We start from the raw sequence: 12,753 nt of genomic DNA on the forward strand, positions 1-12,753 counted from the left end.
CAATGCAGGCAACAGCAGAAATGACTCAACAATGGCACGATATCTGTGAAGAAAGCGACCTGGTTAAAAACAGCGGTGTATGCGCGCTGATTGACGAACAGCAAGTGGCTATTTTCACACTGAAAAACAAAGATGGCATCACGGTTTACGCGGTGTCAAACTGGGACCCAATCGGCAAGGCTAACGTCATGTATCGTGGAATTGTCGGTTCTCTTGGCGGCGAGCCTGTTGTCGCCTCCCCACTTTATAAAGAGCACTATTCACTGGTCACCGGACGTTGTCTGGAAAATGACGAAGTAAGCCTCAGCGCCTACGATGTGCGCATCGATGATGGTCGGGTGCTGGTTGCACTTTAAAATTCTGACAGTGTTGAGGTCGCGTTCATGAATCATACCCCTACTCACATTATCCCGGTTAAGCCGGTTCCCGTGTCGACAGAAAGTGTGCCTTCCCTTGCGCAGACAACCTGTCCATATTGCGGCGTGGGTTGTGGTGTGGATATTACCATGCAGCAGGAAGCCGGTAATACCGTACTTACGTCGTTGACAGGTACGCCGGAGCATCCGGCCAACTTTGGTCGCTTGTGTGTGAAAGGCACCAACCTGCTCGATACCAATAGTGAAAACGGTCGTTTATTGTTCCCAGCTATCAATGGAGAACGTGCAAGTTGGGATGAAGCCACCACCGCTATTGCAGAAAAAATGGTGAGTGTGATTAAAACCCACGGCCCCGATGCCGTTGCTCTTTATGTTTCTGGGCAATTACTGACAGAAGACTACTATGTAGCAAACAAGCTGATGAAAGGGTATGTCGGCAGCGCGAATATCGATACCAATTCGCGCTTGTGTATGTCTTCTGCTGTGGGTGCTTACAAGCGTGCATTCGGTGAAGATATCGTACCTTGTAATTATGACGATCTGGAGCAAACCGACTTACTCATTCTCACCGGCAGTAACGCGGCGTGGACCCATCCGGTATTGTTTCAGAGAATGGAACGAGCTAAGCGCCGTAATCCAGATATGAAGGTAGTGGTAGTCGATCCCCGGGCTACCGATTCTGCCACCCTGGCCGATTTTCATATTGCGTTAAAGCCAGGTACCGATGCTGTTCTGTTCAACGGGTTACTCACATTTATTGCCGAAAACGATGCGTTGGATAACGCGTTTATTCAGGCATCGACAAACGGTTTTACCGACGCACTGAAAGCGGCTGCTGACTATTCGGTTAGCGAAGTGGCAAAGCAGTGCGACATTCCTGAGCACGAAGTGTTAGCTTTCTACTCGCTATTCTTAAACAGCGAGCGTGCCATCACGTTTTTCTCCATGGGTATTAATCAGTCAAACAGCGGTGTGGATAAAGGCAACGCCATTATCAACTGCCACCTGGCGTCGGGAAAAATTGGTAAAGCAGGTAGTGGTCCATTCTCGATTACCGGTCAGCCTAACGCCATGGGTGGACGTGAAGTAGGTGGCCTGGCAAACATGCTGGCTGCGCACATGGATATCGAAAATGCAGAACACAGAGAACGTGTTCAGCGTTTCTGGGATGCGCCGACCATTGCTGAAAAGGGCGGCCTTAAAGCCGTTGACCTGTTCAAACGTATTAACGAAGGCAAGGTGAAGTTTGTCTGGATAATGGCAACTAACCCTGTGGTAAGTATGCCCAACCGCTCTGAGGTTGAAGCGGCCCTGAGCAAATGCGAAATGGTGGTGGTGTCTGATATCGTTCAGAAAAACGATACATTGAAATATGCCCATATTACCTTACCGGCCACCGGCTGGTCTGAAAAGAACGGGACAGTAACTAACTCAGAAAGACGTATATCACGCCAGCGAGGCTTACTCACCCCGCCGGGCGAAGCCAAGCATGACTGGCAGGCAATCAGCCTGGTGGCAGCAAAACTTGGTTTCGAAAGTGCGTTTAATTATCAACACCCAGCAGACATCTTTCGTGAACATGCGCAGTTAACGGCATTTGAAAACGACCGTGAACGGGCACTTAATTTGTCTGCCTTTAACCATATCTCTGTCGCTGAGTACGACAACTTGCGCCCAGTGCAATGGCCGGTTACAGATGCTGCCAAAACCGGCACGGCGCGCATGTTTGAAAACGGCCATTACTTTACTGCCGATGGTAAAGCCCGTTTTATTGCTATAACTCCGCGACTCCCTGAACAACAAACCTCTGCTGAATTTCCATTTGTGCTTAATACCGGCCGAAGCCGTGACCAGTGGCACACCATGACTCGAACCGGAAAAGCAGCAAAGTTACTTAAACATGCGCCTCATGCAACCCTTGCTCTGCATCCCAAAGACAGAGAAGCATTGGGTATTGAAGTGAACAGTTTAGTGGCACTGGACAGCGCCTGTAACACCGGCGAACCGGTCATTTTGCCAGTGGTTGAAGATGCGCAACTGCGTCGTAAAACCTGTTTTGCGCCCATCCATTGGTCAGCAAGCTGGGGTTCAAATATTACCCTTGGTGCACTGTTCAATGGGGCACACGATCCGTTGTCTGGCCAGCCAGAACTGAAGCACGGTGCGGTAAACCTTACGCCGGCCAATTTCGAACTGCACGGACAGATGATCATTGCCGACGACAGCAAGCTCAATATTGTCAGTGAACATTTTGACTACTGGGCAAAATCGGTACTAGACGGTGGTTCAACGCTGCGTGTGGCCAGCAATCGGGATGTACCCACAATGGCCCGTTTACTCCGTGGGGCTTTGCCTCAGGCATGGGTGCTCACCATGATGCAAAGTGCCAATGGTTTAGTGGTGTTAGCCACCCACGACAAACAGCTTCAGTTTGGCTTGTGGTTAGCTGAAGACTTTCCAGCATTACCGGACGAATGGCTGGACGACTGTTTACAAAAAGATGCGATAGACGCTGAACTGCAAGCTAGCTTGCTGCGCGGACAGCCTGACGAAGCTTTCCTTAACGGAAAGCTGGTCTGTAGCTGCTTCAGTGTGCGTGAAAAGTCCATTGAAGTCGCCATTGCCGAAGGCGCGTGTTCAGTAGAAGCGCTAGGTGAAAAACTAAAATGCGGTACCAACTGTGGCTCGTGTAAGCCCGAGCTAAAACAAATTCTGCAACGTCAGCCCGTGCTCACTGCTGCCGTAGCCCTTACCGAAGAGGTTGTTACCTATGATTAATTTAGCCATTAACAAGTTGCCGCAACTGTTTTTCCGTAAGCGTGTGTCGTTTGCTAACAAGCATGATGTGGCGCATCGAAATGATGCTCAAACAGCCCAAAGCGGTAAGCAACAAGGACAGGTTTACATTATTGGCGCAGGACCGGGCGATGCAGAACTACTTACCATTAAAGCCTGGAAGTGCTTACAGCAAGCCGACATCGTGTTGTTTGACTGGCTGGTGGATAAATCGGTCATTGCTGAAATTCCTCGCCATGTGAAAACGGAATTTGTGGGCAAGCGCGCAGGCAAGCATTCCATGCATCAGGATGACATTTGTAAGCGTGTTGTAGAACTGGCGGCGTCGGGTTTAAACGTGGTTCGCCTGAAAGGCGGTGACCCGGCTATTTTTGCTCGTACCTGCGAGGAAACGCAGGCTCTTGAGGCGGCGGGAATTCCATTTGCCATCGTACCAGGCATCACTGCTGCCTCGGGGGCATCAGCTTACACCGGTATTCCGCTAACCGAGCGTGACTGCGCGCAATCGGTTACGTTTACCACTGCCAGTTTTAAAGATCAGGACAAAATGCCAGATTGGCCGGCGCTGGCCGAAACCATGCAACGCCAAACCGTTGTGATTTACATGGGGTTGTCGCGCCTCAAGCGTATCAGTGATGAGTTAATCTCCGCCGGTATACGCGAAACGTTTCCGGTGGCAGTGATAGAAAATGCCTGCACGCCCAACCAGCAGGTAGTCACTTCCACTGTTTCTTCTATAGCTGAATCTGTTTCAGCGGCAAATCTGCAAGGTCCCGCTTTGCTGATCTTTGGCGAGGTGGTAAAGTCTCGTCAACAGGTCTCACCAGCGCTTCTCCAGCAGGTTTCTCATGTCGCAGGAATTTAGTCAGTACATTAAAATAATCGGTAAAGGTCAGAAAGGCAGTCGCAGTCTCACACAGGAAGAGGCGTTCACCGCGATGAAAATGTTGCTCGCCGGGGAAGTTACCGGCGACCAGCGCGGCGCTTTCCTAATGTTATTGCGTACCCGGGAAGAAACGCCCGACGAAGTCATTGGCTTTGTACGCGCTTGTCACGAGCTCATACCTGCAGAAATCAAAGCACTAAAACCGCAAGTAGATATAGGCTGTTACGCTGGTAAACGCCGGCAATTACCCTGGTATTTGTTGTCTGCTGCCTTGCTGGCAAAGTCTGGGAAAAAGGTCTTTTTGCACGGCGCCCACGAACCCGGCTCAGGCCGGCTTTATGCAAGCCATGTCTTACCTACGCTAGGCTTACCTGCGGTTGAATCTGCCTCGGCCGCCAAGTCTCAGCTTGATACTCAGGGTGTTACGTATCTGGATTTAGGTATTGTACTTCCGCCATTGAATACGCTTATAAAACTGCGGGAATTTTTTGGTTTGCGGTCATGCGCGAACACCCTTGCACGTTTGCTCAATCCAACGGCTGCGCCTTACTGTGTGCAAGGGGTTTACCACATGCACCTCGACCACAAACATCGACATGTGAATGAAGCCTTTCGCGATTACGCTTCACTGTGTTTCCGTGGCGATGGCGGTGATCCCGAGGTAAACAGTGAACGTCCTACGGAACTGTTCATTACACGGCTTGGTGAAACGGAAATGCCAGTACTGCCGGAAATGACAGAGAAGTGGGCAATGAAAGACCGTGAAATGGACATCGACGATATGCTGGCGTTCTGGCGGGGCGATATCGAGCACCAATATGGTGCTCAGGCAGTACATGCAACCCTGGTTGCTTACCTTATGCTGTCAGAAGCGCAAAGCCAGGATGAAGCTAAATTGCAGGCTCGCAGCATGTGGGAACAACGAGACAAAGCGGCGCTACCGTTTCAGTTCTGAACGCTATCCACCACGTTTGTTCGCTGACTTTGCCAGATAACTTTACCGAGAATTTGATTCCGGTGAACCCAGCCAATGTCTTCGCAACTGATCGACTCAGCAATATTGTCACCTGCCATATACATACCTAAACCGGGTTCTGTGCTCAGAACCCGCTTCACCATTATGCCTCTTAGCGCACAGCGAAAAACAACAAGGTCGTTAACTCTTGGGTAGCCAAAGAGTATGCGGCGCACTAACACAAACGTGCCCGCGGGCAACGTAGGTTCCATACTACAGCCGCTAACCTTGAAGAGCTTCAGCATTTATTTTAATACCGGATAGACCACTTGTTCCGCAGGCGGGTAAGGGGAAGTGACCACGTAGGTTTCAACGTCTTTGGTTGCCCAGAAATATTCTGAGAACTGATTAACCAATTGCAAAAGCTCTGCGCCTTTTTCCCGGGAGACCGTTTGCTTACACGCTGATCCTGTCATCATGATTTTGTGAACCAGTTCGTGAACATCGGGGAATTTCTCAATTTGCGGCGCTTTAAAGTAATCACCCCAAATGATACGGATTTCATGCTTCACTTTCTCGGCGTGGGTTTCTTTTTCCTGCACCAGTCGAATAAGTTGCGCTGTGTTGCCTTCATCAACCTCGTTGATCAAATCAAGCAAACGAATCACGCTCAACGCGGCTAATTGTGCGCTGACTGGATCGTATATTTTGCAAGGAATATCACAATGCGCACTGGCGCGCTCCACAGGAATTAATGCATCCATTTTTTTAAGCACGTTATGTAACATTTTACTCTCCCTGAATATGCTGATTTCGTTTTACGGCTTTGTACACGGCAAAACCGCATGCACAGGCTGCTGCAAACAATGAGGCATAGAAAAGCACGTGCAGAAATGTACTTGTCCAATGATTATGGTCGTGGCCGGCATGCGCCCATAGAACAGGGCTAAACAAACTGATTGCCAACGCAATCACGGTTTTTATGGAACGGCTACTGAACATATAAAACTCCTATTAGTGAAGGTTCGAAGTGGATGAAAGTCCGGTTTTGACAGGGCTTATGTTTTGATTTGTGTTAAACAGGGCCGGGTCATCATTGCGTTGCTGGAAAAGGTAAAGCTGTTCACAAGCAATTCTCTGTCCCCAACACAAAACTGGTGAATCCGGAAACTGGTAAGCTAATTTATGAATATGTGTTTGCAACGTCTGGTGCAGTTTGGCGGCTTCACCCTGTTGCTTCAATCGCTCGAAAAGATCGGCCAGGTTGTGGTAACTCACCAGTAATGCTCCCACAACAGGGCGAGCGCAGGGCGCAATTTCTATCATTGAATTTGCAATTGAGATGGCACTGAGATAGCGCATACGCGCCATGTTATAAGCATCAATTTCGTAGTCTCTGTTCGCCGCAATAATGACCTGTTCCCAATCGCGATAAGCGTTGCTACACGCCGTGTTCATTTCGCTCACATTACTCAGGTCACGCATGAAGCACTGCCTCTCTGATATATGAGCCGGTTTGCAGGGCCTCTCTACTTCTCATCAAAATGCCCTGTTGGTAATCCTCGAGGCCAAGTTTGAAGTAGGCATGGCTTAGCTGTCTGGCGAGGCTCTCCATCTTGTCTTTAAGCACATCATTTTCGCCGCCATCAACTTCAAGCAAGATGACGCAAATATCGAAAGCACAACCGAGGTAAGCAATGGCTTCTCTGTAGTGCGCGTCATAAAAAAGCATGCTGCCTTGATATTCATCCCTGGCTAAGTAGTGAATAGCCTGCTCAGGGTGGCTATACACCCATTCCGCGTGTTTCTGACATAAGTAGGTGATCTTCACTGAGGCATCCTTATGTTGTTGGCATTATTGATAACTGCTTCACTTGGATTAACCATAGCGCTGATATTTCACGAGTGCAAATGATAATTGTTATTATTTGCATCTTTTTGAATGGTTATACGTTGGGGGAAAGGAACAGGGGTTTTGTTTTTTCAAAAAAGTGTTAGCAACGCCAGGGCAGGGGCCTGGCGTTGCTGATGACTGCGGCTTTAAAAACGCGAATTAAACCGCAGTTCCGGTTAACTTGCGTGGGTCGAGGAGTTTCTTGAGCTCTTCCCGCGAAATGTCTGTCATCTCTTCTGCGACATCCACAACTGGGCGGCCCTCTTTATAGGCTTTCTTGGCAATTTCAGCCGCTGCGTTATAGCCGATAACCGGGTTGAGTGCGGTTACCAGAATTGGATTACGATCAAGTGATGCTTCGAGATTTTCCTGGTTCACGGTAAATCCGGCAATGGCGTTATCGGCGAGGATTTTTGCAGAGTTTGCAATAAGCGTGAGACTGTTCAGCAAATTATGCGCAATCAGTGGAAGCATGACGTTAAGTTCGAAGTTACCAGATTGACCACCAATGGTGATGGCAGTGTCGTTACCGATGACTTGAGCAGCGGCCATAGCAACGGACTCCGGAATTACCGGATTTACTTTTCCGGGCATAATTGAAGATCCTGGTTGTAATGCCGGTAGGGCGATTTCACCTAAACCTGCCAACGGACCCGAGTTCATCCACCGCAAATCATTGGCTATTTTCATAAGGCTGACGGCGGTAGACTTAAGCGCTCCCGACACCGATACCGCAGTATCTTGCGACGCGATAAGGGCGAAAAGATTAGTGCCCGGCGTAAAGTTGATGTCGGTAATTGTTGAGAGCTCCTGATTGAAGGCAGATGCAAAATCAGGGTGCGCGTTAATGCCCGTGCCAACGGCAGTACCGCCTTGCGCTAAGCTTTGAAGTGCCGGTTGTAGCGATTCCAAAGTGCTAATTTGTTGCTCAATTTGTGCATGCCATCCTGACAAGCTTTGGTCCATGCGAATAGGCATGGCGTCCATAAGGTGTGTTCTGCCAGTTTTGCAGTAGTCTTTCACGCGGTGACTTTTTTCTGCAATGGTCGCCGCCAGATGACGCAGAGAGGGTAGAACATCTTCCTGAAGTGCGATGGCAGCACTGACATGAATCGTTGTTGGGATCACATCATTACTGCTTTGGCCATAATTGACATGATCATTTGGGTGCACTTTTTCAACGGAATGTGAAGAGGCCACCGTACTGATCACTTCATTCGCATTCATGTTGGTGCTGGTGCCTGAGCCAGTTTGATAGACATCAACAGGGAAGTGGCCCATTAGATCTTCCATTTCGATGAGTTCGTCACAGGCCCGACAAATGGCATTTGCTCGCTCTGCGTCGAGTTCTCCCAAAGAGAGATTTGCCCGGCTGGCCGCTTTTTTCACCAGTATTAATGCTCTGATAAACGCTTCGGGCATACGTTGCCCACTGACCGGGAAGTTATTTACTGCGCGCTGCGTTTGTGCGGCATAAAGGGCACTTTCGGGCACTTGCAGTTCACCCATGCTGTCTTTTTCTACTCTTGTCGTTGTCATCATTATGTCCTTAACGGGTATCAATTAGTGAGAGAAAGTCTGGCCTGAAAAGCCCTGACTTGTGTGAGTTGGTATGAAGAAGTTGCAAATCGGCAAGCAAGGTAAAACGGCTTATGGATAGCGTTGGCGCATTGTTGACGCCAATGCAGAGGCAGCTTTTGGTCTCTGGAAACTTGTAGAAGAATGTCTGCACACCTGAGATAACTGAATACTCTTGTCTGGGGATGCAGCTCTGCATATTCCCGCCACAAGGTCACAAAGGTAGTGAGATGTTCAGGCTCATCAGGTTGGCTGCCTGTTTTAACTACGGTGGTTACATCAGCTATCTGATGAAAATCGAATTTGCACGGATTACCCAAGGCCATTACCTCCGATTTTGAAATGAAGGCTCAGTATACACACATAAATCTTAATGAGAATGATTTGCATTATGTTTGTGTCGCAATTAGAGTTAATTCTTAATCAGTAATTCATGGATCTAACATGACAACACTATCCTCACGTGGGCAAATGATGAGCCAGGGAATTCAGCAGCACGTAGTGTGGAGAAACAAGCGGCTTATATTCCCGTTTGTATTGCTTACGCTACTTGCACTCCCATCGACCAGAAATATTACGATGGCCGTTTTAGCCGATGCGTTTTACCAGGTTGCGGCATTCGTATATGTGTCTATGGCGCTGTATTACTTTTTGTCAGAAAGACTCAATCTGGAAAGTGCATTTTCCAGGTTACAGCAGCATTCATGGTTAGAAGTGGGCGGTGCCGCTTTACTTGGAGCACTGCCTGGATGTGGTGGCGCCATTGTCGTTGTTACGCAGTACACAAAAGGGGCGGTGAGCTTCGGTGCTGTGGTTGCTGTGCTCACTAGCACCATGGGCGATGCAGCATTCTTGCTGCTGGCACAATCGCCCGCAGATGGTCTTCTGGTAATGGCAATCAGTGTCGTAGTGGGGACATTGTCGGGGCTGGTAGTAAGGAAGTTTCATAATTACAAAGGCAAGCACGAAGACGTCATCAACGTGTCTAAGTCTCGTAGCCAGAGTAGCAAACTCACGCCATTCCACAAACGCATTGTGCGTTTAGTTACCCGGTTCTGGTTTTGGAGCATTGCGCCTGCTTTTGCTATTGCGCTTTGTATGGCACTGCAAATCGCGGCATGGATTCATTTCGGCATAGCTGATGAAACCATTAACCTGCTTGGTACGGTATTGGGCGCATCGGCTATCTTGCTGTGGTCATTTTGTAATAGCGGAACCGGTTATCAATCGGTTGCCGGAGAAGAGCCGCCAGAGCCTCCTGAAACCTGGCAGAAGAAGGCTGCGCTTGATACACAGTTTGTACTGTCGTGGGTAGTTGTGGCTTTTTTAATGTTCGAGCTTACGGTGCACTTTCTGAACATTGATCTGGTTGGATTGTTCGATTCTGCTGGAGCCATTACCGTAGGTGCTGCAATCCTTATTGGCTTCTTACCAGGATGCGGGCCACAGATTTTGGTGACAAGCTTATATTTGCAAGGGGCTGTGCCTTTTTCTGCTCAACTGGGTAATGCGATAAGCAACGACGGTGATGCGCTGTTTCCTGCTATTGCCCTGTCTCCCAAAGCGGCGTTACTCGCCACGGTTTATTCAGCGGTGCCCGCCATTATTGTTGGTTACGGCTATTACTTCCTGTTTGAATGAGTTGTGCACACCAATTGCAAATAATAATGATTATTATTTGCAATTGGTGTGATGTAGATCTATTATGCAGTTGAACCTATCTTGAAACTCGCACTTGGTTTCTGCCCCTTTCCCTGGGGCAGCTTTTTTTCTTCAAATATGGAGGTGAAAAATGGACGCTCTGTTTTTTCTGCTCTTGTCCGCTGGCACTGCAGTCACCTGTGGCACACTTCTCAGAGTATTGGGCAAATTCAGCGGAGAATAGCCAACTCGCTTCTTACAGGATTATTCGATGACCCTTGTGATGCTGCACGGTAGTGTAAGCGCTGAACGAATCAGCAATGCATCTTCATTCACCGCAAATCAGTTCAAGCAATTCCTTAAACAGAAAAAAGTTTTCTACAGTAAAAAACGTGTAAGCACATTACTCCTACATCATTATCGTTTCCTCATGTCTCTGTCATCGATATCGGTAAACGGCCGTCCCGATACAGATATATTGTCCTGGGGAAGTGGCGGCAACGGCCTGCCCGTTATGCATTGTTTGCGCGCAGATATTCAGGATCTATCTGGCTGCTGCCCTTGGGTGGGTGAATGCGGTAACCAAAAATGCTCTGAAATCGTCTGTTTGGGGAAATTGCTGGCCAGTCAAACTATCTGCGAAATCTATGAAGTTGAGCAAAGACGCTTACATAACTACATCGGCCCGGTAATGAACAAGAGCAGCCGTTTTTTCTACCTGCTGCAGCGATACTGTGACTATCAAAAGTCGCTACTTTTTTCGCGGGTCAATGCGCTAGCACTCTCTGGCAAGGATGAAGGGCGCATTGCCCACACCTGCATTTTAACCATTAAAGGCTATCAATCAGATTTGCTAGGCATGCTCTAAGCTTGCAAACCAATCTGCACTAAAAAGGTGAGGTTGCACTCATTTAGAACCTCTTTTTCCAGGCTACGCGCAAGTTTTTTCAGTAAGATTATGATTGTATGTGATTTTTTGTTTTGGCAAAGGATTTGCTTTTATCCGGCATAATAGTGAGGCCTCGGCCCACTGTATAATAATAAATTATATTGTCAGTGATATTTCACTGACCACCGGTAATGAAGCCCATAACTGTCCCTTGAGGATAGCTGTGGGTTTTTTTTTGTCTCAGGAAAACGCATATGTCAGCCGAAAAATTCAATTTGTTTTCGTTCACGGGAAAAATGAAGATACTTCATCTTTCCTGGATGGTGTTCTTTATTACCTTCCTCGTGTGGTTCAATATGGCACCGCTCAAGGAGGTCATCGTCAATGATCTGGGCATGAGTATTCAGGAGTGGAAAACACTATTGATCCTCAACGTTGCGCTCACGATCCCCGCCCGAGTGGTTATCGGTGCGTTAACTGACAAATTCGGCCCAAGAAAAGTCTATTCAGCCCTGCTGCTTATTTCTTCTGTTCCTTGCTTTGCCTTCGCCCTCGCGGAAAACTTTACCCAAATGGCACTAGCCCGTTTTGCACTTGGTTTTATTGGTGCAGGCTTTGTTATTGGTATTCGTATGGTGAGTGAATGGTTCCCACCAAAAGAGTTAGGTACTGCTGAAGGTATTTATGGCGGATGGGGTAACTTTGGTTCAGCGGCAGCGGCATTCACCTTACCCACCCTGGCATTGCTTTTTGGTGGTGAAGATGGCTGGCGATATGCCATAGGCATTACCGGTGCATTGTGTATTCTGTTTTCTGTTATTTACTACAAAAACGTTTCTGATACGCCAAAAGGTTCTACCTACTTCCGTCCGAAAAACCTGGGCGGTATGGAAGTGACCTCTAAAGGCGACTTATTCTTCCTGTTGGTGATGAAGCTGCCTATGTATTTAATATTGGCACTGCTGGCGTATAAACTGTCTCCAAGTGGTTTACCACTGCTTAGCTACACCGCATGCAATATTATCTATGCTGGATTAACCGCACTTTACCTGTTTGATGCTTACTCTACCTTTAAAGTGAACAAGCCGTTGTTTGAAAAGCCAGTGCCTGAAGCACACCGATACGAATTCAAGCAGGTGGCAGTATTGAATATTCTTTACTTTGCAACGTTTGGCTCTGAACTGGCCGTAGTATCTATGCTACCAGCATTTTTTGCTGAAACCTTTGAGTTGAGCATGGCTGTTGCTGGTTTACTGGCAGGGCTTTATGCCTTTATGAATCTGATGTCTCGTCCTGGTGGCGGCTTAATTTCAGACAAGTTTGGGCGTAAGAAAACGCTTTTGATTCTTACTGCGGGACTGGCGCTAGGCTATTTCTCACTTAGCCTGATTGATGCATCGTGGCCCATCTGGCTGGCAGTACTGGCGGTGATGGCTTGCTCGTTCTTCGTTCAGTCAGGAGAAGGTGCGGTGTTTGCGGTTGTGCCACTGATTAAACGTCGTCTTACTGGCCAAATTGCCGGTATGACAGGTGCCTACGGGAACGTAGGTGCGGTAACGTATCTAACGGTGTATGCCATGGTCGATACATCTACATTCTTCCTGGTGATCAGCGGAACCGCCGTGCTTGGTTTTGTCGCATTGTTATTTATGAAAGAGCCGAGCGGTACCATCACTGAAGTAAAAGAAGACGGCACCGTTGAACTGATTGAGGTATCCTGATTTAACAGTAAATTAA

General features: G+C 48.2%; 14 protein-coding genes. 7 read left to right on the top strand and 7 right to left on the bottom strand.

From position 1 onward, the window contains the following. Nucleotides 1-2 precede the first annotated feature (2 nt). From nirD to BFC18_RS03395, 4 genes are read left to right on the top strand one after another with little or no spacing between them, the layout of a single operon-like run. Entirely contained in the window at nucleotides 3-356 is a 354-nt protein-coding gene (nirD, locus tag BFC18_RS03380) for a nitrite reductase small subunit NirD (protein ID WP_211481008.1), read from the top strand. A 27-nt stretch (nucleotides 357-383) separates the two neighbouring features. Then, nucleotides 384-3,155, top strand: coding sequence for a nitrate reductase (locus BFC18_RS03385; protein WP_070123787.1), 2,772 nt, complete (start codon nucleotides 384-386; stop codon nucleotides 3,153-3,155). Next, nucleotides 3,148-4,038 (top strand): uroporphyrinogen-III C-methyltransferase, encoded by an 891-nt coding sequence (gene cobA, locus BFC18_RS03390; RefSeq protein WP_070123788.1) that lies wholly within the window; start codon nucleotides 3,148-3,150, stop codon nucleotides 4,036-4,038. Before BFC18_RS03385 ends, cobA begins: the two co-directional genes overlap by 8 nt. Beyond that, nucleotides 4,022-5,014, top strand: coding sequence for a glycosyl transferase family protein (locus BFC18_RS03395; RefSeq protein ID WP_070123789.1), 993 nt, complete (start codon nucleotides 4,022-4,024; stop codon nucleotides 5,012-5,014). The genes cobA and BFC18_RS03395 overlap by 17 nt, the downstream gene beginning before the upstream one ends. Here BFC18_RS03395 and BFC18_RS03400 read toward each other — a convergent pair. The 7 genes from BFC18_RS03400 to BFC18_RS21575 form a co-directional block, all read right to left on the bottom strand. Further along, nucleotides 5,005-5,319 carry a S26 family signal peptidase gene (locus BFC18_RS03400; protein WP_070123790.1) on the bottom strand — a complete coding sequence of 105 codons (315 nt, stop codon included), beginning with the start codon at nucleotides 5,317-5,319 and terminating at the stop codon, nucleotides 5,005-5,007. The genes BFC18_RS03395 and BFC18_RS03400 overlap by 10 nt on opposite strands. After that, nucleotides 5,320-5,802: a superoxide dismutase, Ni gene (gene sodN, locus BFC18_RS03405; RefSeq protein WP_070123791.1), complete on the bottom strand. Its 483-nt coding sequence runs from the start codon at nucleotides 5,800-5,802 to the stop codon at nucleotides 5,320-5,322. A gap of 1 nt (nucleotide 5,803) precedes the next feature. Further along, nucleotides 5,804-6,016, bottom strand: coding sequence for a hypothetical protein (locus BFC18_RS03410; RefSeq protein WP_070123792.1), 213 nt, complete (start codon nucleotides 6,014-6,016; stop codon nucleotides 5,804-5,806). Nucleotides 6,017-6,028: 12 nt separating this feature from the next. Further along, complete coding sequence (locus BFC18_RS03415; RefSeq protein ID WP_070123793.1) at nucleotides 6,029-6,499, bottom strand: hypothetical protein; 471 nt, start codon at nucleotides 6,497-6,499, stop codon at nucleotides 6,029-6,031. Beyond that, complete coding sequence (locus BFC18_RS03420; RefSeq protein WP_070123794.1) at nucleotides 6,492-6,845, bottom strand: hypothetical protein; 354 nt, start codon at nucleotides 6,843-6,845, stop codon at nucleotides 6,492-6,494. Before BFC18_RS03420 ends, BFC18_RS03415 begins: the two co-directional genes overlap by 8 nt. Before the next feature lie 222 nt (nucleotides 6,846-7,067). Then, nucleotides 7,068-8,447 (bottom strand): class II fumarate hydratase, encoded by a 1,380-nt coding sequence (locus tag BFC18_RS03425; protein WP_070123795.1) that lies wholly within the window; start codon nucleotides 8,445-8,447, stop codon nucleotides 7,068-7,070. A gap of 20 nt (nucleotides 8,448-8,467) precedes the next feature. Beyond that, nucleotides 8,468-8,806 carry a hypothetical protein gene (locus BFC18_RS21575; RefSeq protein ID WP_170826556.1) on the bottom strand — a complete coding sequence of 113 codons (339 nt, stop codon included), beginning with the start codon at nucleotides 8,804-8,806 and terminating at the stop codon, nucleotides 8,468-8,470. Nucleotides 8,807-8,930: 124 nt separating this feature from the next. Between BFC18_RS21575 and BFC18_RS03430 the strand changes: the two genes are divergently transcribed. The 3 genes from BFC18_RS03430 (at nucleotide 8,931) to BFC18_RS03440 (ending at nucleotide 12,737) form a co-directional block, all read left to right on the top strand. Beyond that, on the top strand, nucleotides 8,931-10,127 hold the full coding sequence (locus BFC18_RS03430) for a putative manganese transporter (RefSeq protein ID WP_139138937.1): 1,197 nt from the start codon (nucleotides 8,931-8,933) through the stop codon (nucleotides 10,125-10,127). A 271-nt stretch (nucleotides 10,128-10,398) separates the two neighbouring features. Beyond that, nucleotides 10,399-10,995, top strand: a complete 597-nt coding sequence (locus BFC18_RS03435; protein ID WP_070123797.1) for a hypothetical protein — start codon at nucleotides 10,399-10,401, stop codon at nucleotides 10,993-10,995. Nucleotides 10,996-11,270: 275 nt separating this feature from the next. After that, nucleotides 11,271-12,737, top strand: coding sequence for a NarK family nitrate/nitrite MFS transporter (locus BFC18_RS03440; protein ID WP_070123798.1), 1,467 nt, complete (start codon nucleotides 11,271-11,273; stop codon nucleotides 12,735-12,737). The last annotated feature ends 16 nt before the right edge of the window (nucleotides 12,738-12,753 follow it).

It is taken from the genome of Alteromonas confluentis (genome assembly GCF_001757105.1).
In the GTDB taxonomy this organism is placed as follows: Bacteria; Pseudomonadota; Gammaproteobacteria; order Enterobacterales; family Alteromonadaceae; genus Alteromonas; species Alteromonas confluentis.

Bases quoted from the DNA above. Each gene is read 5' to 3' on its own strand.
- BFC18_RS03425 (WP_070123795.1), bottom strand. From the start codon at position 8,447: ATGACAACGACAAGAGTAGAAAAAGACAGCATGGGTGAACTGCAAGTG.
- nirD (WP_211481008.1), top strand. From the start codon at position 3: ATGCAGGCAACAGCAGAAATGACTCAACAATGGCACGATATCTGTGAA.
- cobA (WP_070123788.1), top strand. From the start codon at position 3,148: ATGATTAATTTAGCCATTAACAAGTTGCCGCAACTGTTTTTCCGTAAG.
- sodN (WP_070123791.1), bottom strand. From the start codon at position 5,802: ATGTTACATAACGTGCTTAAAAAAATGGATGCATTAATTCCTGTGGAG.
- BFC18_RS03440 (WP_070123798.1), top strand. From the start codon at position 11,271: ATGTCAGCCGAAAAATTCAATTTGTTTTCGTTCACGGGAAAAATGAAG.
- BFC18_RS03430 (WP_139138937.1), top strand. From the start codon at position 8,931: ATGACAACACTATCCTCACGTGGGCAAATGATGAGCCAGGGAATTCAG.
- BFC18_RS03385 (WP_070123787.1), top strand. From the start codon at position 384: ATGAATCATACCCCTACTCACATTATCCCGGTTAAGCCGGTTCCCGTG.
- BFC18_RS03435 (WP_070123797.1), top strand. From the start codon at position 10,399: ATGACCCTTGTGATGCTGCACGGTAGTGTAAGCGCTGAACGAATCAGC.
- BFC18_RS03410 (WP_070123792.1), bottom strand. From the start codon at position 6,016: ATGTTCAGTAGCCGTTCCATAAAAACCGTGATTGCGTTGGCAATCAGT.
- BFC18_RS03415 (WP_070123793.1), bottom strand. From the start codon at position 6,499: ATGCGTGACCTGAGTAATGTGAGCGAAATGAACACGGCGTGTAGCAAC.
- BFC18_RS03400 (WP_070123790.1), bottom strand. From the start codon at position 5,319: ATGCTGAAGCTCTTCAAGGTTAGCGGCTGTAGTATGGAACCTACGTTG.
- BFC18_RS03395 (WP_070123789.1), top strand. From the start codon at position 4,022: ATGTCGCAGGAATTTAGTCAGTACATTAAAATAATCGGTAAAGGTCAG.